Here is a 24,237-nt window from a genome sequence, read left to right on the forward strand (position 1 = left end):
AGTTTGTGAAAGCGTTATCAGAAAGACGAGGATAACCCTTTCACAAAACCATATCCACACAAAAAGGGGAGATTGGCATGGTGAAAAAGGCAATATTCCTGATGATGGCAATGCTGCTGGTATTTACGGCGGCGTGCAGCTCAGATGGAGAATCGGGAGGAACATCCGCGGATGGCTCGGTGACGCTGCGTATCGCGTGGTGGGGCTCGGATACACGTCATGAGTACACGCAGAAGGTCATTGACTTGTACAAAGAGAAAAATCCGAACGTCAAAATTGACGTCGAGTATGCCTCGTTTGATGACTACTGGAAAAAGCTCGCTCCACAAGCTGCAGCGAATCAGCTGCCAGACATTGTTCAGATGGATATTTCCTACATCAGCCAATATGCACAAAATGGTCAACTGGAAGATCTGGCTCCTTACCTTGGCAATCAGATCAAGGTGGATGATGTTTCCGAGAACGTCATCAGTACTGGCGTAATCAACGGCAAGCAGTATGGTGTCCCTGCCGGGGTTAACGTACTGGGCTTCCATTATGACCCGGCACTGCTCAAAAAAGCAGGAGTGGATACATTCCCGGAAAATCTGACTTGGGAGTCGTACGAAGCGCTGGGTAAACAAACTGCAGAAAAAGGACTGTACTTGGATGGCGGGGTAGCTCCGGATATTTTCTTCCACTATTTCCTGCGGACCAAAGGTTTGTCACTTTACAATGCTGAAGGTACAGGACTTGGATATGACGATGATAAATTGTTTGTGGAGTTCTTCGGTTTGATGCGTCGCATGATCGAACAAGGAGCGGCACCTTCGCCGGATATTGCTAACCAGACGAAAGGGATTATCGAGGAATCCGATCTGGTCAAAGGCAAAGGAATCGGAATCTGGCAGTGGTCCAACCAGTTTGTAGCCGTACAGCAAGTTGCTGACCGTCCACTGGAGTTTGCTCCAATGCCTGGACCTGACATGGAAAAGGGCCTCTACATGCAGCCGAGTATGTACTGGGCAGTCACTTCGAACTCGAAAGTGAAGGAAGAAGCCGCCAAATTCATCGATTTCTGGGTGAATGATGTGGAAGCCAACAAACTGATCAAGGGCGAGCGCGGTGTGCCGATCTCCGGCAAAATCAAGGATGCTATTGCACCTGAACTGAGTGAGCCAACGAAGCAGGTATTTGACTTTGTAGCAGCCATGGAACCAAAAGCTTCACCAATGAGTCCACCACCACCAGTGGGTTCTCCTGAAGTCATTGCGTCTCTGGCGGATGCCGTTGAGGAATTGAATTTCGGCAGAATTACACCGGAACAGGCAGCGGAGACATTCCGTAAAAACGCTGAAGCGGTTCTGGCCAACAATAAATAACAGTTGAATGATTGCTTGCTCATCCCACCCGGGATGACGGGGACTGGGGCTGCTCGCTAACCGCGGGGGCCTTTCCCCGTCCATTTGTGAATCCCCCGTTTGTCGGAAGCAGGCAGATCAATAAAGGAGGTTCATTCCGTTGAGGCAGTATTCGTCGTTGCGCAGAAACCTGACCGGGTACGCATTTATTAGTCCGTTTATTATCGGATTTCTGGGCTTTACGCTGATCCCGATGTTTGTGTCCTTATACATGTCGTTCACGAGTTATAACCTGTTCACTTCTCCCCGGTGGATTGGGATGGACAACTACACCAAAATGTTTTTTGAAGACCCGAAGTATTGGAACTCGGTTAAGGTAACCTTCCTGTATGTATTCATTGGTGTTCCTCTGAGACTGGTCTTCGCACTCTTCGTCGCCATGATCCTGAATACCGGTTCCCGTATGGTCGGAACGTACCGTACGTTGTATTATCTCCCATCCATTATTGGTGGTAGTGTGGCGGTGTCGATCATGTGGCGTAACCTTTTCAGTAATGAAGGGGTGATCAACAGTGCACTAACCGCAATCGGAATCGGGCCGATCAGCTGGTTCGGTGATCCGGATGCGTCCCTGGTGATGCTGATCTCGCTGTCCGTCTGGCAGTTCGGTTCCTCCATGTTGATCTTTCTGGCAGGACTTAAAAATATCTCCCCCGAGATGTATGAGGCAGCAGGGGTGGACGGCGCAAACCCGATACGCAAGTTCTTTAGCATCACCTTGCCACTGCTTAGCCCGATTATCCTGTTCAATCTGATTATGCAAACGATCGGTGCATTCATGACCTTCGTACCTGCATACATCATCTCCAAAGGAGAAGGTGGCCCAATGGATGGTACGATGCTGTACTCACTGTACTTGTTCCGTCAGGCCTTTATGTTTAACAATATGGGTTACGCTTCGGCAATGGCCTGGATCATGCTCATCATGATTGGTTTGCTAACCGTAGCTGTGTTCCTGACATCCAAGTTCTGGGTGTTCTACGAATCTGAAGGAGGGAAGTAACGATGGTTTGGAAAAATGTAAAGTGGCCGATTTATCACCTGTTCGTTGCAGCTTTAGCCCTCCTGATGCTGTATCCGGTACTTTGGATGTTATTCAGTTCATTCAAGGAGAGCCGCACCATCTTCGTTACCGCGGAGTCTCTCTTCCCGGCGGAGTGGATCTGGAGCAACTACGTGGATGGCTGGAAAGGCGCGGGCGGAAGACCGTTTATGGACTACATCACCAATTCACTCGTGATCGTAGTCATTTCCACCATCGGTGCCGTGTTATCCTCGTCGCTTATCGCCTTCGGATTTGCCAGACTTAACTTCAGAGGCCGCAGCTTCTGGTTCTCCCTGATGATGTTGACTCTGATGCTGCCGCATGACGTGGTATTGGTTCCGCAATACATTATCTTTACGAAGCTGGGCTGGTTGAATACGATTCTACCGATTGTGGTACCTACATTTTTCGGAATGCCGTTCTTCATTTTCCTGATGGTACAGTTCATTCGTACGATTCCAAAAGAGCTGGATGAAGCAGCAACCATTGATGGATGTAATAAATTCAGGTTGTACATTCAGATTATCATGCCGCTGATTAAGTCCTCGCTGGCGACTGCCGCAATCTTCTCCTTCTACTGGAGATGGGAGGATCTTCTAGGGCCGGTATTGTATCTGAACTCACCGGATAAATATACAGTATCCATGGCGCTCAAAATGTTCCTGGATAGCGAGTCTGCCTCCAACTGGGGTGCGATGTTCGCCATGTCCATCGTGAGCCTGATTCCGGTAGTAGCCGTATTCTTCATTTTCCAGAAACAGATTGTACAGGGCATGAGCACCAGCGGACTGAAAGGATAAACTGTATTCACTGTGGATTATCACTTCATCCAAAAGCTTAAACAGGGAGGTTGTTCCTATTGGATAAAGCTCGGGGTAGTCAAGCCGTTGCCACCGAAGCAGCGGTCTGCAATGAAGAGAAAATTACGCATTGGAAATTTGACTTCGGTCCAGGTGCGGGCATTGAAGGGTACCGGAAAGTGTCAGCCCATAGTACCTACAGGGATACGATCGGTTACGGATTTGAGCCGGATTCTCGTGTTTATGAGAAACAGCGGTTTGGTGAGACAGAAGATCGGGATAGTGTACAGCAAAATCAGCAGTACTCGGGGCAGGCCAATGTGTCTGCCCGATTGCGTTCAAGCTTCTGTATTCCACTCAAGGCATCGTTTATCGTTGATGTGCCGGACGGCACTTATCAGGTACTTCTCATTGCCGGAGATGAGCTCGCTGAGACGGTCACCAGAGTGAAGGCTGGCGAAGGCAGATTAATGCTGCCAACGATCCGTACTCTGCCGGGACAGTGTGCCGAGGTCCGATTTTCGGTTGTGGTCAGAGGCGGAAGGCTTCGTCTGTCCTTCTCCGGTCCGGCCCCGCGGATCAACGCCTTGGAGATTACGCTTGCCAATCAGACGATGACCGTATTCTTGGCGGGAGATTCCACGGTAACGGATCAGCCGGAGAGCGGGTACCCATACTGTGGCTGGGGACAGCTGCTGCCGGCTCAATTCAAGCATGATGTTGCTGTGGATAATCATGCACAATCGGGACGGAGCTCGCGCAGCTTCATTAATGAAGGCCGTTTGGATGCGATCATGAAGCGTATTAAGCCTGAAGATTTCTTGTTCATTCAATTCGGACATAATGATGAGAAGCCGGACCCGGAGCGGGGAACAGAACCGTTCACAACCTATAAGGAGTATTTGAAAAAGTACATTGATGCGGCCCGCGGAGCCGGAGCACGCCCGGTATTGGTGACGCCTGTGCATCGGCGCTATTTTGCGGACGATGGCACGCTGAATGACACGCACGGTGATTATATTATTGCCGTGCGGGAGCTGGCACAAGAGGAAGGTGTTCCGCTAATTGATCTTGCTGAACGCAGCCGTATTCTGTTTGAGCAGGCGGGAATCGAAGGCACCAAGGACGATTTCATGTGGGTGCTTCCGGGTGAATATTTGAACTTCCCGGCAGGGGTGGAGGATAATACGCACTTTCAGGAACGCGGCGGACGGCGACTGGCAGCACAAGTCGCGGAAGGAATCCGCGAGCTTGGACTGCAGCCGCTGCAAATGTATTTACGATAGGGCTAAATATCATGCATAGAGGGGGATTCCTAGTGGCAAGAGAGCATACTGAAGCAGGCCGTTTGGCAAATAGTAGGGCAGCCTTGGCGACAGGTCACACCTATTGGGTTATTCCAGACGGATACATACCGCCAGATAGCCGGGGCTCGCTGGAGAGTCATGAGAGCATCTGTGTTCTCAATACCGGTCGGGAGGAGGCGGTACTCGATATAACCATCTTCTTTGAAGACAGGGAACCGATCGAGAACATAGAAGCGAGCGTACCGGGAAGAAGAACCAGACATATCCGTACGGCATCACTTCATGCCGGAGAGCAGTCTATTCCCTCTGGTGTGCCGTATGCCATCACCGTTTCCAGTAATGTACCTGTCATCATTCAATACAGTCGTTTGGATACCACACAGCCCGAACTGGCACTGATGAGTGTCATGGCTTTTCCCCTGACTTAAATTTGCATGCCAAGACGACGAGCCACCTTGCAACTACTGCAGGTGGCTCGTCGTTTTTTCATATATCACTCCGTGTATTTGTATGTGCTGGCATTTAGGATTTTCACATGGACTTTCACTTTTCCAAGTTTGAATCGTTTGATAGGATCTGCCCGGTTCTGAACCTGCTCTTTCCATAGAGCGAGATCATGACGATACAGATGTTCCACCAGCCCGTAAGAATCGATCTGGCGTGATTTGGTTTTTTCGAACGTATCACGGATTTCGGACTCAATCTGTTTCCCGGCGGCTTCCTCCATCGTTTGGGGAGACTGGTGAGGGCCATGTTCTTCAACGATGATCCCTTCTGCCGAAGTAACGAGGTCGAAGGTGACCCCGCTTCCTTCCTTTCTTGCTGAAATTTTGGTATGCGGGTCATGCAGTTTCAGTGTCAGATCTGGCGTCTTACCTCCATTCTTGTATACGTACAATGGATACCGGTAGACATGTTCATAATTCACGAATCGGGTACCATTCGCTTCCTCGCCCGTCACTTTGCCTTGACTGGTGCCGTTTGAAATGACAAAAAATCCATCCGTTTTGATTAGAGGGGGATTCTTATCCCCATTAGACCAGGTTTGGTTCCTGTTCGTTATGGATGGTAACAGAATGACCGAAGCGGGTTCGCGAAATCCATCAAGAAGCTGATGAAGACGGATCGGTTCGAAGGAAGAGAACTGCTTATACAGCTTGACCGGTTCGAATAGCTCAATGGTCTGGGTGGATTGATTTAACAGGGCAGAGGGAGCAAGTACATCAGGGATGCTTTGTTCCGTACCGTAAATCCAAGGTGTATATCTCAGCTCACCGGAGTGCAGTAGTGTGTTGAAAATATCCTCGAGCTTGCCGTTCAGGGCGTTTTTCGATAAAACGATGGCCTTAACATGGGTCCACAGAGTTTGCTGCTGCGAAGTTTGATAGAGAGCGTTAATAGCCATGCTTAGTGTTGTTCCTTCGCCTCGCCCTATCCAGATCTCGCCTGCTTCCCGAGAAGTTGGTCCCTCCTGTTTGGCAATACTGGAGAAATCGATCAGCTGGGCGTAAGCGATATATTTATTATTCTCATAATCTATCCCGATTCCGGTGATGAAGTTAATGCTCTGAACCTCTTTGGAATCCCAGCAACCCGTCAGGAGGACCATGCAGCTTATAAGCAAGCCACCCAGGGAAAGCCATCTATTCACGGACGTTTCCTCCGTCGGGTGGAATCCTGAGTATGAAGTGCGGCCGGACGTTTGGTCCTTTTCATGGAAGGTTTCATGGATACGGATTGGGTAAAGTCACCGGGAATATAGGGAGATACAGGAGACAAGTAGGACACGCCATAACATTCCAGAGATACGAGATGTACCAGTAAAGCAAATATGCCAATCATAAAACCGAATAATCCGAGGAGGGCTGACAGGACAAGCATTCCGATACGAACCTGGGCTGTAGCTCCACTCAGTACCGTATTCACCAATATGTAGCTGGAAATAACCGAGATGGCGACGGATACAATGATGGTTGGTGAAGTAATTCCGGCGCGAATAGCTGCGTCACCAATGATAAGCCCACCTACCACGCTGACAGTCTGACCTAATGCACGCGGCAGTCTACGGCCTGCTTCGTTGAATAGCTCAAACATGAAGATCATTAGAAATGCCTCCAATGTCACTGGCAAGGGCAAGCCCATACGTGTTTCGGCTATTGTCGCCAGAAGGGGTAAAGGAATCTGCTCCACATTAAAGCTGGTTAAACCGATATAGAAGGCTGGAAAAAAGCAGGCAATAAGCAGGCCGGAAATGCGCAGAATCCGTTCAAATGTCACAATAAAGAAAGGGGTACTCTCGTCTTCCGGTGATTTCAACTGATTAAACAGGGTTGTTGGGGCAATGATGGCTATAGGTGAACCCTCAATCAGAACAGCAAAACGCCCGTTTAAGAGTGAGTCCACGACGTAATCAGGACGCTCCGTATTATCGGTGAGCGGGAAAATACTGCGAATGCCTCCCATCATGGCACGTTCCATAATGGAAGTTCCAAGAAGGCCATCCAATTCAATCTGCTCCAGGTTTTTGCGAGCTTCCTTCAGAATTTCGGGATTAATAATGTCTCTCACATACAAGAGGGCAATAGAGGTTTGGGTTCGGCTGCCCTTCACATATTTTTCATAACACATGGAAGAGGTTTTCATTCGTTTGCGAATGAGAGCAATATTTACGCTTAATTCTTCGGTGAATCCATCACGGGGACCTTTAATCGATGACTCAATCGCTGATTCCTCAGGATTTCGGCCTGGTATACTTGCAATATCCAGACTGCAGGATTGCTCACCGTCTCCGAAAATGAGCAGCAATTGTCCACTGAAAATCAGAAGGTTGATATTTTCTGCATCGGTAAGATCTTCTATTGGATTCAGTGTTAATCCCAATTCTTTGGGGTGGGCTTCTTCAATAAGCAAAGAATGCTCTTCCAGCCGGGGAATAATGAACTGGTTAATTTGTTTGCCATCGGTCAAGCCGTCACAATATAGCATAATTACCGACTTATCGGTTTCATTTTTGGCAGGAAAAGTCTGAATAACGACATCCGCACAGGGATCGAATTGTTTTTTCAAAGAGGCAAGCAGTGTTTCATGGGACGTGATGTCAATCGCTTGGTGCTCCATGATGTTTCCTCCTCTGATGGCGTGAACTGACGAATCCAACGGCGGTGGCAATAATGGCTAATCCGCTTAGATAAATGAGATTGATGGGAAAGACGTAATCGACCAGCAGCTTTTCGAATGTCATATCGTCCAAACGGTACAGCATGGAAAGAATAAACAAAACAGCGATCGTAACCATGCTGATTAACCTTCTGGAGGTGCTCTTAATATTCCAAATTTCTACCACAATATACATGGCAAGGCTAATTCGGGTAAATGAACCCGCCAGCCATTGATAGATCGAGAAGAAATCGGTCTGTGCAATGTATTTGCCCAAGGAGGCAATCCGCCATTCCTCAAAAGCAGGATAACGCATTTTGGCCGCTTCAAACGGATTGAATTCTACAATAGCGCCAATGAGCGGGCCGAGTGTCAGTCCAAGGATAATAAACGCGAGCATAACATACTGCCATACACGGATTCGTTTAGCCAAGTGTGGCTGGATATACCAGATAAAGAGCAGCTCAAACATGCCTGAAAGGCTGTACATCATGCCATGGAAAACGGGTTGCCAGCCCTGTTCAAGTACAGGGAGGAGACGGCTGTAATCCTTGTATTGGGTATTTACGATTGAAACATAGATGCCAAGCACTACAACGAGAGGCAGAACGAGTCCTGCTGTAAATGCGAGCGAACGAATGCCTTTGTAGGCAGCATAGGCACAGAGCGACATAAGCGCAATACTTGTTGCCAATACCGGTGTCTCCGTCAGGTAATTGGTTTTGGCCCATGTGGTGGTATCGTGCAGGGTGAAGTAGATAACTGACAGGAAAAAAAGGCTGTTTCCGATCCGAAGGATGAAGCCCAGAGGCTTGCCCAGATGGGAAGTCAGCCATTCGTGTAAGGTTTGATGCTGAAGAAAACGGGAGACATAGGAAAGCATAAGCGCAAATACAAGATAGGGTCCTGCCGATAACAGGACCGAAAGCCAGGAGTCTCTTTTAGCCGCACTTAACAAGGCAGGAATGATCAGGACGTGGCTAATCAGACCGACAGATAACATGATTAACATCAAGGCTTGCAAAAAAGAAGGTTGTCTAGGTTTCATGCGGAGGGGTCCCCTTTTCGCGATAGACTATCCTCAGCATTGTTAACGTGATTGGGTTGCTTCATACAGTGAATAGTTAAGTTGATGTATCCCATGCTGTATTTCAGGTTTGTTCCTTAACTTCACAGATCAAAATAACGAATCCCCATCGCTTCTCGTACTTCATGCATCGTTTCCCGCGCGACTTTGCGAGCCTGACGAGTACCCTCGACAAGGATTTCTTTCACCTCATTCCCGCGCTGCTCATAGTAAGCACGCCGCTCACGAAAGGGTGAGAGCAAATCGTTAATCGCAGTGCCGGCCAAATGCTTGCAATCGCTGCATCCAATGAAACCCTGGCTGCAGCTGGCATGAATTTCTTCAGCGTACTCCTTCCGGAATAACTGATGGTATGCAAATACCGGGCAGATATCGGGATGGCCTGGGTCGGTACGATGGACACGTGCAGGATCGGTCTTGGCCTTGGTCAGTTTGGCATGCACATCATCCGGACTCGCATTCAAGGAGATAGCGTTGCCCATACTCTTGCTCATTTTGCCGATCCCATCGAGTCCGCCAAGCCGCTCACCAGTCAAAATGCGTGGTTCAGGCAAAACAGGAGCGTAGAGCTCATTAAATCTCCGGACCAGTTTGCGTGCAGTCTCAACATGTGGAATCTGGTCTTCACCTGCCGGAACGAGTGTCGCTTTGCAGAATGCAATATCAGCGGCCTGACTGACCGGATAGCCCAAGAAACCGTAGTACAGATCCGTATATCCGCGATCACGCGCTTCCGTTTTGATGGTGGGGTTGTGCCGAAGCGTGTTCACGGTGACAAACATGGAGAAGATCACCGTTAATTCCGCAATCTCCGGAATCATGGATTGAATGAACAGTGTGGCTTGGTTAGGATCAATACCTACAGCGAGATAATCGAGAGTCACTTGATGGACACTGTCTGCAATCAACCCTGGCTGATCATAGTGGGTGGTTAAGGCCTGCACATCTGCCAGTAAAATATAGGTCTTGTATTCATTTTGCAATTGCACCCGGCTGCGCAGGCTGCCCACGTAATGGCCGAGGTGAAGCTGCCCCGTGGTTCGGTCTCCAGTTAAAATAACATCCTTGCTCATATTCATGGTTCATTCTCCTTTGATTTTGGATTTGTTCGAGCATTCTAATCTGCTGACGCCACCAGCCATCTTCCACGACCATCACCCCCTTTCAGCCTGTTACAGTATGCAGGTATCAAAAAAAGCCTCGTCTTTCATCCTGATTCCCGTGAGGGAACAGAATAGAAGGACGAAGCTTGTGCTTCGCGGTGCCACCTTAATTGGCCGCTGGTTGCGGCCCGCTTGGAGATACGGATCAAGATTGATGGTCAGGCTGATTGAAAAACCAGACCGGAACCAGCATATCTATCGATCGATATCCTGTCCGTGGATAACGGCTGAACATGCCGCCTTGCCTACTTACCGTTCTGCACCCCGATTACAGGATACAGGCCGTGTTCAGCTTGGAACTCCGAAGCCCATTTCCATACGACCCGTGCACCGGCTTCCACCATCCGCCGGCTCTCTGGAGCACGCTGTCGTATGTACTTCACTTCATCATCGTTGATAACGTCCGTTTACAATTTTTCACATTGTATCATGCTTTGATTTTACTGACCAGCCTGTGTTTTTTGCCGCTCATATTGGTTCCGAGTACACCTGCAATAATCAGGATCGCTCCGATAACATGGTAACTGCTGACGGGTTCATGCAAAATCCAGGCGCCACCCGCGATGGAAATCAAGGTGGAGAAGTTGCTGAATACACTCATCTTCGAAGCTTCCAGATGGGTCAACGCGTAGCTGGACAGCAGAGTCGAAATCATGGTGGAGAGGATGGCCAGATAGGCCAGCGCCCCTAGATAAGATTCATCCCTGAGAGGTTCTACATAATCGCTTATTGTACCGCTGGATAGATGACGGATGACGGCAGAGACGTTAAAGACAAGACAACCGACGAGCAGGGTAACCCACGTTAATTCCATCGGCTTATACTTCTGGGTGAGCGGTCTGGCAAGCACGCCATACCCTGCAAAGCAAACCGTGGAGAGCAGCAGCAGGGCAATTCCTTTGAAATTACCTGAAGTCATTCCGCTGCCTTTCATCAGGAAGATGAAGACCACTCCGGCAACAGAAAGAAGCAGGAATAGCTTTTGCAGCACAGATGTCCGTTCTTTCAAGAATACTGAAGCCAGAATAAGGGTGAAGACAGGGGCCATGGCCTGAATGATTCCGGCCTCGGATGAATTGGATGATACAAGCCCAAAGGCCTGAAAGGCAAAAAACAAAACCGGCGAGAGCAGACCGAGCGGTATGATTCGCCATAGATCCCGCAGTGTGAGCCGGATTTCGATCCATCCCAGGACAACCGGAATGCTAACGACGAGAAGGGATAGGGCGAACCGATGTGCAAGCACATCCATCGGGTGTGCCACATGGACGGTCATTTTGACAAACAGAAATGATAAACCAATGATAGCCGCATACAATACGGCTGCGGTATAGGCATAAGCCTGGGTACGTGTCGTATTCATAATGTTCCTCCATATAGCCTGATTATGTTGATTGGACTAGGCAAAGACATTGATTGTTATCACGTCCTGTAAGATCTTTGCTTTATTCAATATACGGTCAGTTCAGTCATGGTACAATGATGAAAAGTAGAGATTGTACCGGTACAGTTATGTGGAAAGGAAAATTTAATATATGAAAAAATATGAAATAATCGCAGAGTCGCTGCAGCGTTGGATACAGGAGCAGCTGCAACAGCGGGGGCATCAGCAGTGGATGGACAAGGGAATCAAACTTCCGGCAGTGCGTGTGCTGGCTGAACAATATCAATGCAGTGTAAGCACGGCGATTCGTGCGTATCAATGGCTTGAGCAGCGACATCTGGTGTATGCCGTCCCTCAGTCGGGATATTACGCTGTCCAGAACGGAGTGGGGGCAGAGGATGTGGACTGGAAAGAGCCGCTGGACTTCGCTTCTGCTGCTCCCGATCCCCGTGTATTTCCGTATTCCGATTTTCGTCATTGTGTTGATCAGGCGATGGAGAACAATCAGGCGGAGTTGTTTCTGTATGGTACGGAGCAAGGATTGCCATCCCTGATTCATTTGTTACAGAGGCAATTCGCCGATTATCAGGTGTTTGCCCCTGCGGAACAGTTCTTTATTACATCTGGCGTGCAGCAGGCGCTCGCTGTAATGGCCCTGATGGCTTTTCCGAATGGCAAGAGACGGGTGCTGATTGAGCTACCAAGCTATCATCTTATGCCGTCCCTGCTGGAAGGGCTGAATGTACCATTTACGGGAGTAAGACGAACGCTGGAAGGTCTTGATTGGGAGTCGCTGGAACGGCAATTTGGTGAAGGCGATATTAAATTCTTTTACGTCATGCCACGCTTTCACAATCCGCTGGGGACATCCATGACTTTAGCCGAGAAGAAGAGATTAATTAAGCTGGCCGAACGATATGACGTGTACTTGGTGGAGGACGATTATTTAGCCGATTTGGAGGAAAATACAAAACAGGACCCGCTATTTTCTTACGATACTGTAGGCAGGGTTATCTATTTGAAAAGCTACTCCAAAATTCTGTTTCCCGGCCTGCGCATTGGTGTAGCTGTCCTTCCCGCGGCTCTTGCTCCTTCGTTCGGGAGACACAAAAAAATGCTGGATATCGACACCTCGGTGCTGTCCCAGGCTGCACTGGAGGTCTATATTCGCAATGGCATGTTTGCACATCACGGGAAAGTCATTCGCAGTCGTTATGCAGCCCGGATGCAGAAGGTTCATGAGCAGCTGGCTGCCGATCCGGAGTTTAGTCCCTTTGCCAATGCTCCGCGAACAGGGGGGGAGCATACCGTGCTGCCACTAGCCGGCAATATGCCGCTTGGCGTGTTGTTATCAAGGCTGGAAGAACGCGGAGTAATAGCAGGTACAACCGAGCGTTATTACCCTGAGGGAACGCAGCAGGATAAAATGCTTAGGCTGAATATATCCAATGTGCCGAAGCAGCGGATTGAGGAGGGTATGCGGATCATTCGTGAAGAGATCGTCAAGCTGCAAAGCGGTAAGATGAAGTGATATATTTGCGGCCCCAAAATACAAAAAGGCGTGCAGCCAAGCTGAATAATCAGCCTGATTGCACGCCTTTATCTGGTTCAATTGAAATCTTAGGAACTACTCTTGAGCCATCGCCTTGAAGGAAGCTTCAGCTGCTTCCAGTGTTGCCTGCACGTCCTCATCTGTGTGAGCTGTAGTCAGGAACCAGGCTTCGTACTTCGATGGAGCCAGGTTGATACCGCGGTTCAGCATATGCCGGAAGAAGGAAGCAAACCGTTCCCCGTCTGTATCTTGGGCTTGATCATAATTTGTTACCGGGTGATTGCAGAAGTGTGTGGAGAAAGCGCCACGAATCCGGTTAATCGTCAGATCAATGCCATGACGATCGGCAGACGCCTGCAGACCTGATGTCAGCTCAATGGCCAGTCGTTCCATTTCTTCATACACACCTTCGCCCTGCAGTACTTCCAGACAAGCGATACCTGCGGAGATGGAGGCAGGATTGCCGGCCATTGTTCCAGCCTGGTATGCAGGTCCAAGCGGAGCAACCTGTTCCATGACATGCTTGCGTCCGCCATAAGCTCCGATTGGCAACCCGCCACCGATGATTTTGCCGAGTGCAGTCAGATCGGGTTCAATCTCGGCATGATTGGCAAGACCGGCATACGTTTGGGTTGAACCATAGTGGAAACGGAAAGCCGTAATGACTTCGTCATAAATCACCAGTGATCCGTTAGCACGTGTCATGGCGCACAACCCTTCCAGGAAGCCTGGCTCTGGCATAACCATGCCGAAGTTCCCGACAATGGGCTCCACCATAACCGCTGCAACGTCATCACCCCAGCGCTCCAGGGCATCTTTCAGGCCATCCAGGTCATTATAAGGGACCGTGATCACTTCATGTGCGATGCTGGTTGGAATTCCTGCACTATCCGGAATCCCGAGGGTGGAAGGGCCGGAACCTGCAGCAACCAGCACCAGATCGGAGTGACCATGGTAACAGCCGGCGAATTTTACGATTTTATTACGTTTGGTGTAGGCACGGGCCACGCGGATGGTAGTCATCACTGCCTCGGTACCGGAGTTAACAAAACGTACCTTATCCATGGAAGGAATGGCTTCCTTCAGCATTTTGGCAAGCTTGATTTCAAGCTCGGTTGGCGTACCGTACAACACACCATTTGCTGCTGCTTCACTAATGGCTTGGGTAATATGAGGGTGAGCGTGTCCGGTGACAATAGGGCCATACGCTGCCAGATAATCGATGTAGCGGTTGTCGTCAACATCCCAGAAGTGTGCGCCCTGCGCTTTTTTCATAAAAACGGGTGCGCCTCCGCCAACGGCTTTGAATGAGCGGGAAGGACTGTTTACGCCGCCTACAATATGTTCAAGTGCCTCTTTATATAAGATTTCGGATTGGGGACGAGATGAGTTCATGGATTTAATTCCTTTCGGCTATGAATTTTGTTGCAAATTTTTCGTAACACAACACAGCGAGAGGGCAGCATAATGGCTGCCCTCTGCGTGTTTACATTACTGAGCCGGTTGCTCCGACTGTTGGTCTTCACCGCTTGCTGTTTTATCTTCGGTTCCAGTTGTACTGTCTTCCGGTTCAGCGGGCGGATGAATAATATCCTGAATATGCTGCTTCAATTTCTCTTCATTGGTTACCGTCAGGACTTGTGCTCCACCTGCGGTCCGCTCTTCCTTCAGCATGTTCATCGGCGGAATTTGTTCGCTGCCGTTCATGCTGCTCTGATATCCAAGTCCACCCAGCTTCCACATATCCGAGAGTGTCAGGTTTGTATCCACATAAGGGCTTACCTGTTCCAGAATGGTAGGAAGCTTGGCAATGGTAGTCGTAGATTGCATTTTCGCCGCTACGGCTTTCAGGAATTCACGTTGACGCTCGGAACGAGCGAAGTCGGACATCGCATCATGACGGAAACGCACATACATAAGTGCTGTTTCACCATCGAGATGCTGATAACCTTTTTTCAAATCAATATCGTATTCGTTATTGTCTGCCTTGCTTGTATAGTGCATGTCCTTCTCTACGTCAAAATCCACACCGCCAACGGCATCCACCAATTTGATGAATCCCTGGAAATCGGTATACACATAATATTGGACAGGAATCCCCAGCAGATCGCCAGCCGCTTTCATCGCTGCATTGGGACCGTGGGTAATCGCGGTGTTAATCCGCTCCTTGCCATATCCGTCTATATCGACGTAAGTGTCTCGCAGAATGGAGAACAGGTTGATTTTTTTGGTGAGTGGGTCGAGCGATACAACCATCATGCTGTCCGAACGGGGAATTTCCCCTTCTTTGAGGCCACGGGCATCAACACCCATAACCAATATATTTACTGTTTCAGTGCCTTCCCATTTTGGAGGGTCCGGTGTATTCACTTTTTCGACATTTTCAATACTGGCGAACGGAGATTCGTCGCCTTCCTTCTGCAAGCCATTCAACTGATTGAGAATAGAACCGAAATAAAATGCCGCTGCGCCTCCAACGATCAGAACAAAGGCGGCAAGAGAAATCCATATGGTTCTCTTCGTCTTTCTGGTCATGCTAGCTCTCCTTTGTATTTGAGATGAAATAAAAAAACGAGTTCAGTTTCCGTAGTAACATAGCCTGAAGCCTTCCGTGCACGTCCCTTCCCTAACAGCTGTCAGAGGACGCAGCTTCAGCTATTTTAAAAGCTTGCTGAATTTTGACTGATACCATTATAATTTCTTTTTGGGCTACAAGCAATTTCAACAAAATCCAAGTGAGGTATAATCATGCTGGCGATTGATGTCAAAGATTTGCGCAAGTCGTTTAGCGTCCAGAAAAGTCGGGGTGGACTGAAGGGCGCATTTCAAGATCTGTTTAAACGCGAATACCAGGAAGTATTGGCGGTGAACGATATTTCGTTTCAGATTCCCCAGGGTGAAATCTGCGGATATATTGGAGAGAACGGTGCCGGTAAATCAACAACGATCAAGATGTTGACCGGCATTTTGGTGCCTACTTCAGGGCATATATCGGTTGGTGGATATGTTCCGTACCAGGAACGGGAGAAATTTGTACAGAATATTGGTGTCGTATTTGGTCAGCGGAGCCAGCTGTGGTGGGACATTGGCGTGATTGAATCATTCCATCTGCTGCGTAAGGTATACCGTGTGGACGAATCCGATTTCCGCAAACGGCTGGATGAACTGGTTGAGCGGCTGCAGCTGCAGGATCTGCTGAATCGTCCGGTTCGCAAGCTCAGTCTCGGGCAGCGGATGCGCTGCGAACTGGTGGCCGCCTTGCTGCACAATCCGGATATTGTTTTTCTGGATGAGCCAACCATTGGTCTGGACATTGTCGTCAAGTCGGAGATCCGAGAATTCCTGAAGGACATGAATAAGGAACACGGAACAACCATTTTGCTGACAACACACGATCTGCAGGATATTGAAGCACTGTGCTCCAGAGTGATCATGCTTGATGCCGGGAATATCATCTATGATGGCGGTCTGGATCACTTGAAATCCCAATGGGGCAAGGAACGGGAAATTCGTTTCAAGTTCGGCACGGGTCACACCATAGCACAGATGCAGGAATGGACTGCCGCCATGCCCGTACGCTGGACGGTAGAGAACGAGCTGTCCGCATCGGTCTGGATTCCGCTGGAACTCAATGTATCCGATGTCCTTGGCCGTGTGGTGGGACAGGCTGATATTACGGATATTCAGATTATTGAGATTAATACCGATGAGATTGTACGGAGTATCTACCAATCCGGTTCTGCCGAGCGTCCCGAGATTGTGGGAGCAGGGAAAGAAGCGGTGGGTGTATCCTAGATGAATAGTGCATTTTTTGATTTTATGCGAATCCGGTTTCTGACGATGCTGGCGTACCGGGTGAATTATTATTCCGGCATTTTGATATATACGCTGAATATTGGCGTGTATTACTTTACATGGCAAGCCATTTATGGTGGAAGTGGAGAACTGGGTGGATTTACGGCAGCCCAGATGACCACGTATGTGGCGGTATCCTGGATGGCGCGTGCATTTTATTTTAACAACCTGGACCGTGAAATTGCCGCAGATATCCGTGATGGCTCCATTGCCATTCAATTTATAAGGCCGATTAATTACGTTATGGTCAAAATGATGCAGGGTCTCGGTGAGGGCGTGTTCCGTTTCCTGCTGCTGATGATCCCAGGCATGCTCATCGCCATCCTGCTGTTCCCGGTTGAACTGCCTACCGCGCCTTCAGCGTGGATCGGATTTCTTGTCATGCTGTTCTTCAGTTTCCTCATTAACTCCCAGATTAATGTCATTACGGGACTGGCAGCGTTCTTTGTGGAAAACAACGAAGGTATGATGCGCATGAAACGGGTCGTGGTCGATTTGTTCTCCGGTCTCATCATTCCGATCAGCCTCTATCCAGGCTGGATGTCCGCGATCATGAAGGTATTGCCTTTTCAAGCCATCACATATCTGCCAGGTTCTGTATTCACGGGAAGAGTGGAAGGTACCGGCATTTGGAGTGTACTCGGAATTCAGGTGCTCTGGTTTGTTATCCTGCTCGTTCCAATGATGCTGATCTGGCGTCAGGCGCGCAAGCGTCTGTTCGTGCAAGGGGGTTAACAGCATGTACTATTTAGGTCTAATTGGGGAATATTTAAAAAACTACATGAAAACACGGCTTACGTATCGTGCCGATTTCTGGGTTGAGATCATTTCCGATCTGCTGTTCCAGGCAACGAATCTGATCTTTATCTTTGTTGTTTTCCGCCACACGGATAACCTCGGAGGCTGGAGCGAAAGTGAAGTCCTGTTTGTATACGGTTATTTCATGGTGCCCTATGGCATCTTCAGCTGTTTTATCAATCTCTGGGGGTTCAGTGAGCGATATATTGTTAAGGGTGAGATGGATCGCATTCTGACGCGTCCGGCGCATAACCTGTTCCAGATATTACTCGAAAATGTGGACCCGCCTGCACTTGTGGGTTCGTTTATCGGACTGATTATCATGATCTTCAGCGGGGCGGAAATGGGACTTGTCCTGGAATGGTGGCATATTCCGGCGCTAATCATTTTGGCGCTAAGCTCTGTGTTAATCTACGCGGGGATATATACTACACTGACGTCGCTATCCTTTTATTCGGATGCTCCGACAGGTATTCTTCCATTGATGTACAACATTCAGGGTTATGGACGTTATCCGGTAACGATCTATAATCGTGCCATTCAGGTATTGTTAACCTGGGTCATTCCGTTTGCTTTTGTCGGGATCTATCCGGCAGCATTGTTCCTGGATCGATCAGAGATGCATCGCATGGCATTGCTGACCCCAGTTATGGGACTGGTTTTCGGGGCGATTGGACTTACGCTCTGGAACTACGGCGTGAAACGCTACCGTGGTGCAGGTTCGTAGAGAGAAGCCCGATAATAGAGGGTAAGATGAGAAGGAGGAATAGAGATGACGTTAACTGAAGGCAGCCTTGCTCCGGATTTTGAACTTCCATCGAGCACCGGGGAGACCGTGAAGCTTTCCGATTACCGCGGCCAGCGGGTACTGATCTACTTTTATCCCAAGGATATGACTTCGTCCTGTACGCAGCAGGCATGCGATTTTCGGGATCGCCATGAGGAGTTTAAGGGGTTGAACACGGTTATATTGGGCATTAGTACGGATCCGATGAGCAGGCATGATAAATTTATTGCCAAATACGGATTGCCGTTCACCCTGTTATCGGATGAAGAACATCAGGTAGCTGAGCAATATGGGGTGTGGCAGCTTAAGAAGTTGTATGGCAAGGAATACATGGGCATTGTCCGTTCCACATTCCTCATCGATGAAGAGGGCAAGCTAGTCAAGGAATGGTCGAAAGTCAGAGTCAAAGGACATATTGAATCCGCTTTGGAGACGGTAAAGTCCCTGTAATAAGTATTCAGCATCAACGAAGGCAGTGTTTCCGGATATTACCGTGGACACTGCCTTTTTATGAGGTTACACGTTTGGTAGGCCGTTTCTTTCTCTGGTAGCGAAGGCGATGAACGAGAAGCAGGAAGAGCGGGATAACCAGGCTGACGGTCACATTCCAGTCGAGCCATGCGGGCATGACGGTGCTGGTATAGAAGACGATATTGGGCCCGATTAGAACGGATGCAGCAAACATCAGCAAGGCTGAGGGCAGAATCAGGGGCTTGTAACTTTTTAACTCCAATAACTGGGCTATTCCCAGAACAAAACCGAACATATACAGCATGCTCTTAAAATAGGTCGAGATCAGCCAGGAGATGGCCATCAGTGCTTCGATTCGTTCGAAAAAGTTACCGATATTGATTTTCTGTGCAAGTGAATAGGAAATGTAGAAACCATGCTGCGTAAGGATAGGACCGAATACCATGAGAGAAACCAGCTCAAGCATAGTAAGCATAATTCCCCCTGCAATCGTTGCGAGCAATATATCCCGTTTAAGATGAGATGCCCTATTCACATAAGGAAGGAACATGGATAATACGATCAACTCGCCAAATGAAGAGAAAGCACCTCTAATCGTGCTGTGTAATAATTTGATCCACGGCGTTTCAAGAAAGGGCTGGAGTTTGGCAGGCTCTACTTGTGGCAGCAGCCCCAGCAGCAGAAGAATCATGAAGACAACGACAATGGGAGCGAGAAGTTCACTGCTCAAACCCATGGTCTTTAGCCCATGTATAATCCCCCATACTATGGGGATTAGAAACAACGTCAGAATGACTCGGATGGGGGTTTGAAGATAGATCTGTGTTGTCATAAAGTCCCCCACTTCACGGAGACATACCGCGGTGCCCATGATGAAATAGAACAGGTATCCGGCAGCCAGGACGGAACCCATCCATGGACCAAGCAATTTTTTGCAGATTTCGATCAGGGACAATTCAGGATGGGTACGATGGAGCTTGAACAGAATCCATATAATTAATATACCGATCGGTTGGCTTAGCAAGGAGCATATCCATGCATCCTGCCGGCCATATGCAGTCACGAGCGATGGATAGATGAGAATCATGTCCCCGACCATCGTTAGGAAGGTCAGCAGGGTAAATTGCCGTACCGTAAGGCGATCTTTAATCAGCATGGTACATGTGCTCCTTCCTATATGATCAGTTGGATATCGATTCTTTTCTTTTTCTGAATGTCACAATAAGCAGCAGCATCCCCGGAAGCAGAATCCCTAGGGTCGTATCCCAATCTACCCAATACGGAACGATGGTAATGACGATAAAGGTCAGGTTAGGTGCTACTACATTGGCCATTCCAAATACCAGCATGCATGCTGGCAGAAGGAGAATCCGATACTGTTTGAGCTTGAAGAGCTCCGCAATTCCCACGATGAACGCATAAAAATAAATCATTGCTTTGAAATAGGTTGAGATCAGCCAGGAGGTAGCCATAATGGCCTCGATACGTTCAAAGAACCCTCCGATACTGATTTTCTGAGATAAAATAAAGGATGCATAGATATTGTGCTGAGTCAGAAATGCACCAAGCACCAGGAGGGAGATGGTGACCAGCATTGCCAGCATCAAATTGCCCAGTCCAACAGCAGCGATGACGTCCCGGGTTCGGTGAGCTTGTCTCGCAGTATAGGGTAAAATCATGAGGATCGCGATGGCTTCGCCTACCGGATAGGTGACACTTACGAGTATGCCTTGTGCAAGAGACACAACATTAGTATCTGTGAAGGGCTTCAGATGACTGATTTCTACCTTGGGCAGAAGGCAAAATGAAAGAACGAGGATGAAAATGATCACAATCGGCAGCAGCAGTTCACTTGTCCGCCCGATGGCTTCCAGGCCGTTGTATATCCCCCAGCCCAGAGTAATGACAAACATCAGGATAATGATCCGAATAGGTGTGAATTGAAAAATCTGACTGGTCATAAAATCGCCTATTTCTCTGGAATGTGTGGATGTACCCACGAGAAAGTAAAATAGGTAGATGATAGAAAAAACGGTTCCTGGCCAGAATCCCAAATACTTACGTGCTATCTGAACCAGGTTTTTGCCCGGATTCATATTGCCCAGTTTAAGGAACATGGCCATGAGCGCCATACCAAGGGGAATTCCGATGAGGGCACAGATCCAGGCGTTTTGCTTAGCATAGGACGTAATGACAGAGGGATAGATCAGCATCATATCTCCTATAACCATCATGAAAGTCAGGGTTCCCAACTGCCTTGTTCCAAGCCGTCCTTGCTCCAGCATCTGTTGTACCCCCTTTCCTAAGTTCCGGTGATATTGGCCAAGAATTGATTCACAGGTTCATAAATCCACATAATGATATAGAGTGGACTTGGAAACTCCCATAAGTTTGCTGCAATCACGCTAAAGAAGGTGGCAACAAGCAGCATGCCGCTGTATACTACGGTCTCTTTCCATTCCTTGCGACGGATTAGACCAGGAAGATCGATCAACCCAACGATAACTCCCACAATAATGACCGTGATCGTAATCATGTTTGGTCTCACTCCTTCATATCATTTTTGAATGAATTGTCCAGTGTTCCCGTACGTTTAATCTGTACATTGGCTTCGTATTTCACGTCCAGATTGTCAAAGTACTTGTTCCAGTCATCCTCCATCTTTTTGAAAAGCTTGGGATCCGCATGGTAAACTTCCTGCCCGAATCCAAAAATATCCGCATGATATTTTCGTCTTACGGAGTTCACTGAAGTCTGCATGAGCTCGATTAATCGCTCCTCGCTTTCCTCTTCCAATTTTCTGAGCGTCTCCATTGAACCGATCTTGATGCCGCATTCCACGGCGGCAATGGAAGAAACATTTTCAAGCTTGATATGAATAACGGGCTTTCCATCCACGATTTTGGCTTTTCGTTTCGTCGAAGTGCGCAGTGCTTTGAAGGTTACGGCTCCACCTTTGCCGCAGGGAAGATGACTTACCGTGGAGACCACGTTATCCCGAATGTAGTTATATCCTTTGGATTCATCCTCGGTCAGCCAACCGATCAGCTTATCCTTTTTAAATACACTTAATCCGGTCGTGTGAAGGCTGGCTGGAGATTGGATGGAAGAGATATTGTCCTTGCTTCCGCTTATCTCCCGTTTTCCCATAATTTCCACACCAGTAATTACAGGCTGTATGCCAGGGGTCAGCATATTGTCGACCAGTTGGTCTCCAGTCACTGTGGTAGTAGGAGCCCACGTCTTGGCGGAAACATCCAGTGAATTAAACAGCTTTTCGGCAGGGATATTTTCCAGGGGTGTGAGCAGATCCAATACTTTGGAGGCCGTTGTCTTGCGAGCAACCATGACATAATAATCCGGCCGAGCAGAAGGTTCCCGCATCATGGCTTCCATGACATCATATATTCCATCCTTACGGGCATATTCTTCCCCGAAAACAAGGATGCGCACATGAGCCATGAATATGCGTCGTGGGCTTGTCTCGGTCAGCTTCTGAATGGCTTCAAACAGCGTAGGAGCAGTAGCCTGATATTGGGTAACAGGGGTTCCTTTGCCGCCTCCGGATTTGGAGGATACCTCATTGGGAACGACTACCTGGGCGCTAACTCTAACTTGATCTCCATCCTTATCCACGCCCAGACCCAGCATAATTCCAAGGTCATTGAGTTCCTTGCGATCCCAGCATCCGGTAAGGAGAGGAAGCAGAACCGCAAGCGATAAAACGAGCCGGATGCACTTGTTCATTCGGTGTTCTCCTTGCCGCGATCAGCGTTTCATTTTTTTAGTGGACTGCCTTGTTTTGTTCGGTGTACCCGTACTCAGAGGCCGGGTTTTCATATGAGACCAGGGTACGCGGAAGATGGTATCCTTCAGATCCTTCTGAACCAGCGGAGCAAATGGCGACATATAAGGTACTCCGAACGAGCGAAGGCTGCACAGATGGGTCACTGTAATGAGCAAAACGACCAGAATGCCATAGAAACCAAAGGCAGCCGCCAGAATCATCAAGACAAAACGCAATATCCGAACCGAGATGGATAATCCGTTCTCCGGAATGACGTAACTGGATATGGCGGTAATCGACACGATGATAACCATTGCTGCAGACACAACCCCCGCATCAACCGCAGCTTGACCGATAACAAGCGTTCCCACGATCGAGACGGCCTGGCCGACCGTTTTCGGAATCCGAATGCCGGCCTCCCGCAAGATCTCGTAGGTAAGCTCCATCAAAATGGCTTCAATGAAGGCCGGGAAGGGAACACCTTCACGCTGGGCGGCCAGACTGATCAGCAGATTTGTCGGAAGCATCTCCTGATGGAAGGTCGAGATGGCGATGTAGAAGGAAGGAGCGAGCAAAGCGATAAAAAAGGCCAGGTAACGAATCATCCGAATTAATGTGCTGATATCAGCACGCTGATAATAGTCTTCTGCAGATTGGAAAAATTGTACAAACAGGGCCGGCACCAACAAGGCGAATGGGGTACCATCCACAATAATGGCAACACGGCCTTCAAGGAGGGCAGCAGATACCGTGTCAGGCCGCTCAGTATTATATACCGTTGGAAAGATCGTCCCGGTCTTATCCTGAACCAATTCCTCGATATATCCGCTTTCCAGAACGCTGTCGATGTCAATCTCATCGAGTCTGCGCCGAAGCTCCTCCACCACTTCGTTATCCACGATATGCTCCAGATATAATACGGCTATCTTGGTCTTGGTCACTCGTCCGACCTCTCTCTCTTCGATCCACAGATGAGGGTCACGAATCCGTTTACGGATCAAGGAGGTATTGGTACGTAAGTTTTCATTAAAGCCTTCCATGGGTCCGCGGACAACGGTTTGGGATACAGGCTCAGTAACAGCGCGATCTTCCCAGCCGGCTGCACCAATCTTCAGGCCTTTGGTTGAGCCTTCAATTAGCAGTACTGCAGAGCCGGACAATAAGGCATTAAGTACATCCTGAATATTCTCTACCAGCAGCACGTCACTAGCAGCAAGGATGTCATTTTGGAGATAGCTTAGGCGTTCGTCTTCAGCCGAGAATGCTGGAAGATCATGTGTCTGAAGCAGGGATCCCAGAATGGCCTGATTCAGTATTTGAACATCGACTAACCCATCAATGTACAGCAGAATTGATGGCCACTTATGTAAACATTGGAGCGGGCGGATCATCAGGTCGTTGCTCTGGCCCATCACTTGTTTGCAATATTCCGTATTTTCAATCAGATTCGGAGAGATCAGTTTCTGTTCATGATCGCTCTGCGCTGCAGAACCCATAACCTTTCACCCCCATGCCTCCCTATATTTGCAAGTTAGTATGACCTGGATGAATTCAACTTATGTCAAAAAAAAGAAGTGACCTCAGAACGATGCACATACAAAAGGTGATTGCCAACCTCAATTAATTAGAATATTATCTAATTAGA

Annotated in this window: 22 protein-coding genes and 1 other annotated feature; of the genes, 10 read left to right on the forward strand and 12 right to left on the reverse strand. The window is 48.6% G+C overall.

What is annotated here, in order from left to right; all coding sequences use genetic code 11:
• Positions 1–77 precede the first annotated feature (77 nt).
• From F4V51_RS03345 to F4V51_RS03365, 5 genes are all read left to right on the forward strand, one after another.
• A complete protein-coding gene (locus tag F4V51_RS03345; protein WP_153976845.1) occupies positions 78–1,361 on the forward strand; it encodes an ABC transporter substrate-binding protein in 1,284 nt (427 codons plus the stop codon).
• A gap of 139 nt (positions 1,362–1,500) precedes the next feature.
• Positions 1,501–2,403 carry a carbohydrate ABC transporter permease gene (locus tag F4V51_RS03350; protein WP_227780131.1) on the forward strand — a complete coding sequence of 301 codons (903 nt, stop codon included), beginning with the start codon at positions 1,501–1,503 and terminating at the stop codon, positions 2,401–2,403.
• Positions 2,404–2,405: 2 nt separating this feature from the next.
• Entirely contained in the window at positions 2,406–3,245 is an 840-nt protein-coding gene (locus F4V51_RS03355) for a carbohydrate ABC transporter permease (RefSeq protein WP_095293181.1), read from the forward strand.
• 122 nt (positions 3,246–3,367) lie between these two features.
• Entirely contained in the window at positions 3,368–4,531 is a 1,164-nt protein-coding gene (locus F4V51_RS03360) for a rhamnogalacturonan acetylesterase (RefSeq protein WP_236146780.1), read from the forward strand.
• Positions 4,532–4,563: 32 nt separating this feature from the next.
• Complete coding sequence (locus tag F4V51_RS03365; RefSeq protein WP_416226508.1) at positions 4,564–4,980, forward strand: sensory rhodopsin transducer; 417 nt, start codon at positions 4,564–4,566, stop codon at positions 4,978–4,980.
• A gap of 65 nt (positions 4,981–5,045) precedes the next feature.
• Here F4V51_RS03365 and F4V51_RS03370 read toward each other — a convergent pair whose 3' ends face one another.
• The 5 genes from F4V51_RS03370 to F4V51_RS03390 all read right to left on the reverse strand — a co-directional run bounded on the left by F4V51_RS03370 (position 5,046) and on the right by F4V51_RS03390 (position 11,321).
• Complete coding sequence (locus F4V51_RS03370; protein ID WP_153976848.1) at positions 5,046–6,203, reverse strand: Ger(x)C family spore germination protein; 1,158 nt, start codon at positions 6,201–6,203, stop codon at positions 5,046–5,048.
• Positions 6,200–7,669 carry a spore germination protein gene (locus F4V51_RS03375; RefSeq protein WP_153976849.1) on the reverse strand — a complete coding sequence of 490 codons (1,470 nt, stop codon included), beginning with the start codon at positions 7,667–7,669 and terminating at the stop codon, positions 6,200–6,202. The genes F4V51_RS03370 and F4V51_RS03375 overlap by 4 nt, the downstream gene beginning before the upstream one ends.
• Positions 7,650–8,756: a GerAB/ArcD/ProY family transporter gene (locus F4V51_RS03380; RefSeq protein ID WP_153976850.1), complete on the reverse strand. Its 1,107-nt coding sequence runs from the start codon at positions 8,754–8,756 to the stop codon at positions 7,650–7,652. Before F4V51_RS03380 ends, F4V51_RS03375 begins: the two co-directional genes overlap by 20 nt.
• A gap of 122 nt (positions 8,757–8,878) precedes the next feature.
• A complete protein-coding gene (gene trpS, locus F4V51_RS03385) occupies positions 8,879–9,874 on the reverse strand; it encodes a tryptophan--tRNA ligase (protein ID WP_153976851.1) in 996 nt (331 codons plus the stop codon).
• A gap of 156 nt (positions 9,875–10,030) precedes the next feature.
• Positions 10,031–10,358: a binding site (T-box leader), on the reverse strand.
• A gap of 27 nt (positions 10,359–10,385) precedes the next feature.
• A complete protein-coding gene (locus F4V51_RS03390; protein WP_153976852.1) occupies positions 10,386–11,321 on the reverse strand; it encodes a DMT family transporter in 936 nt (311 codons plus the stop codon).
• A gap of 172 nt (positions 11,322–11,493) precedes the next feature.
• Between F4V51_RS03390 and F4V51_RS03395 the strand changes: the two genes are divergently transcribed.
• Positions 11,494–12,873 carry an aminotransferase-like domain-containing protein gene (locus tag F4V51_RS03395; RefSeq protein ID WP_153976853.1) on the forward strand — a complete coding sequence of 460 codons (1,380 nt, stop codon included), beginning with the start codon at positions 11,494–11,496 and terminating at the stop codon, positions 12,871–12,873.
• Positions 12,874–12,969: 96 nt separating this feature from the next.
• On the opposite strand, the gene F4V51_RS03400 is transcribed toward F4V51_RS03395, so the two are convergent.
• Positions 12,970–14,289, reverse strand: a complete 1,320-nt coding sequence (locus tag F4V51_RS03400; protein ID WP_153976854.1) for a glutamate-1-semialdehyde 2,1-aminomutase — start codon at positions 14,287–14,289, stop codon at positions 12,970–12,972.
• A gap of 96 nt (positions 14,290–14,385) precedes the next feature.
• On the reverse strand, positions 14,386–15,429 hold the full coding sequence (locus tag F4V51_RS03405; RefSeq protein WP_095362144.1) for an LCP family protein: 1,044 nt from the start codon (positions 15,427–15,429) through the stop codon (positions 14,386–14,388).
• A gap of 213 nt (positions 15,430–15,642) precedes the next feature.
• On the opposite strand from F4V51_RS03405, the gene F4V51_RS03410 reads away from it, so the two are divergent.
• The 4 genes from F4V51_RS03410 to bcp are packed head-to-tail and all read left to right on the forward strand — an operon-like array spanning position 15,643 to position 18,784.
• On the forward strand, positions 15,643–16,689 hold the full coding sequence (locus F4V51_RS03410; RefSeq protein WP_095293171.1) for an ABC transporter ATP-binding protein: 1,047 nt from the start codon (positions 15,643–15,645) through the stop codon (positions 16,687–16,689).
• Complete coding sequence (locus tag F4V51_RS03415) at positions 16,690–17,484, forward strand: ABC transporter permease (RefSeq protein ID WP_095362146.1); 795 nt, start codon at positions 16,690–16,692, stop codon at positions 17,482–17,484. It abuts the gene before it with no gap.
• A 4-nt stretch (positions 17,485–17,488) separates the two neighbouring features.
• Positions 17,489–18,274, forward strand: coding sequence for an ABC transporter permease (locus F4V51_RS03420; protein WP_153976855.1), 786 nt, complete (start codon positions 17,489–17,491; stop codon positions 18,272–18,274).
• A gap of 45 nt (positions 18,275–18,319) precedes the next feature.
• Positions 18,320–18,784: a thioredoxin-dependent thiol peroxidase gene (gene bcp, locus F4V51_RS03425; protein ID WP_153976856.1), complete on the forward strand. Its 465-nt coding sequence runs from the start codon at positions 18,320–18,322 to the stop codon at positions 18,782–18,784.
• A 58-nt stretch (positions 18,785–18,842) separates the two neighbouring features.
• On the opposite strand, the gene F4V51_RS03430 is transcribed toward bcp, so the two are convergent.
• Genes F4V51_RS03430 through F4V51_RS03450 form a run of 5 tightly spaced genes read right to left on the reverse strand, consistent with a single transcriptional unit; the run spans position 18,843 to position 24,088 of the window.
• Complete coding sequence (locus F4V51_RS03430) at positions 18,843–19,961, reverse strand: GerAB/ArcD/ProY family transporter (protein ID WP_153976857.1); 1,119 nt, start codon at positions 19,959–19,961, stop codon at positions 18,843–18,845.
• Positions 19,962–19,986: 25 nt separating this feature from the next.
• A complete protein-coding gene (locus tag F4V51_RS03435; RefSeq protein ID WP_153976858.1) occupies positions 19,987–21,090 on the reverse strand; it encodes a GerAB/ArcD/ProY family transporter in 1,104 nt (367 codons plus the stop codon).
• A 17-nt stretch (positions 21,091–21,107) separates the two neighbouring features.
• Positions 21,108–21,341 carry a hypothetical protein gene (locus F4V51_RS03440; RefSeq protein ID WP_153976859.1) on the reverse strand — a complete coding sequence of 78 codons (234 nt, stop codon included), beginning with the start codon at positions 21,339–21,341 and terminating at the stop codon, positions 21,108–21,110.
• 8 nt (positions 21,342–21,349) lie between these two features.
• Positions 21,350–22,552: a Ger(x)C family spore germination protein gene (locus tag F4V51_RS03445; protein ID WP_153976860.1), complete on the reverse strand. Its 1,203-nt coding sequence runs from the start codon at positions 22,550–22,552 to the stop codon at positions 21,350–21,352.
• Positions 22,553–22,573: 21 nt separating this feature from the next.
• Positions 22,574–24,088 carry a spore germination protein gene (locus F4V51_RS03450; protein WP_153976861.1) on the reverse strand — a complete coding sequence of 505 codons (1,515 nt, stop codon included), beginning with the start codon at positions 24,086–24,088 and terminating at the stop codon, positions 22,574–22,576.
• Positions 24,089–24,237 lie beyond the last annotated feature (149 nt).

The organism is Paenibacillus xylanilyticus, assembly GCF_009664365.1.
GTDB lineage: Bacteria > Bacillota > Bacilli > Paenibacillales > Paenibacillaceae > Paenibacillus > Paenibacillus xylanilyticus_A.

Bases quoted from the DNA above. Each gene is read 5' to 3' on its own strand.
- F4V51_RS03345 (WP_153976845.1), top strand. From the start codon at position 78: ATGGTGAAAAAGGCAATATTCCTGATGATGGCAATGCTGCTGGTATTT.
- F4V51_RS03355 (WP_095293181.1), top strand. From the start codon at position 2,406: ATGGTTTGGAAAAATGTAAAGTGGCCGATTTATCACCTGTTCGTTGCA.
- F4V51_RS03375 (WP_153976849.1), bottom strand. From the start codon at position 7,669: ATGGAGCACCAAGCGATTGACATCACGTCCCATGAAACACTGCTTGCC.
- F4V51_RS03380 (WP_153976850.1), bottom strand. From the start codon at position 8,756: ATGAAACCTAGACAACCTTCTTTTTTGCAAGCCTTGATGTTAATCATG.
- trpS (WP_153976851.1), bottom strand. From the start codon at position 9,874: ATGAATATGAGCAAGGATGTTATTTTAACTGGAGACCGAACCACGGGG.
- F4V51_RS03390 (WP_153976852.1), bottom strand. From the start codon at position 11,321: ATGAATACGACACGTACCCAGGCTTATGCCTATACCGCAGCCGTATTG.
- F4V51_RS03395 (WP_153976853.1), top strand. From the start codon at position 11,494: ATGAAAAAATATGAAATAATCGCAGAGTCGCTGCAGCGTTGGATACAG.
- F4V51_RS03400 (WP_153976854.1), bottom strand. From the start codon at position 14,289: ATGAACTCATCTCGTCCCCAATCCGAAATCTTATATAAAGAGGCACTT.
- F4V51_RS03405 (WP_095362144.1), bottom strand. From the start codon at position 15,429: ATGACCAGAAAGACGAAGAGAACCATATGGATTTCTCTTGCCGCCTTT.
- F4V51_RS03410 (WP_095293171.1), top strand. From the start codon at position 15,643: ATGCTGGCGATTGATGTCAAAGATTTGCGCAAGTCGTTTAGCGTCCAG.
- F4V51_RS03415 (WP_095362146.1), top strand. From the start codon at position 16,690: ATGAATAGTGCATTTTTTGATTTTATGCGAATCCGGTTTCTGACGATG.
- F4V51_RS03420 (WP_153976855.1), top strand. From the start codon at position 17,489: ATGTACTATTTAGGTCTAATTGGGGAATATTTAAAAAACTACATGAAA.
- bcp (WP_153976856.1), top strand. From the start codon at position 18,320: ATGACGTTAACTGAAGGCAGCCTTGCTCCGGATTTTGAACTTCCATCG.
- F4V51_RS03430 (WP_153976857.1), bottom strand. From the start codon at position 19,961: ATGCTGATTAAAGATCGCCTTACGGTACGGCAATTTACCCTGCTGACC.
- F4V51_RS03435 (WP_153976858.1), bottom strand. From the start codon at position 21,090: ATGCTGGAGCAAGGACGGCTTGGAACAAGGCAGTTGGGAACCCTGACT.
- F4V51_RS03440 (WP_153976859.1), bottom strand. From the start codon at position 21,341: ATGATTACGATCACGGTCATTATTGTGGGAGTTATCGTTGGGTTGATC.
- F4V51_RS03445 (WP_153976860.1), bottom strand. From the start codon at position 22,552: ATGAACAAGTGCATCCGGCTCGTTTTATCGCTTGCGGTTCTGCTTCCT.
- F4V51_RS03450 (WP_153976861.1), bottom strand. From the start codon at position 24,088: ATGGGTTCTGCAGCGCAGAGCGATCATGAACAGAAACTGATCTCTCCG.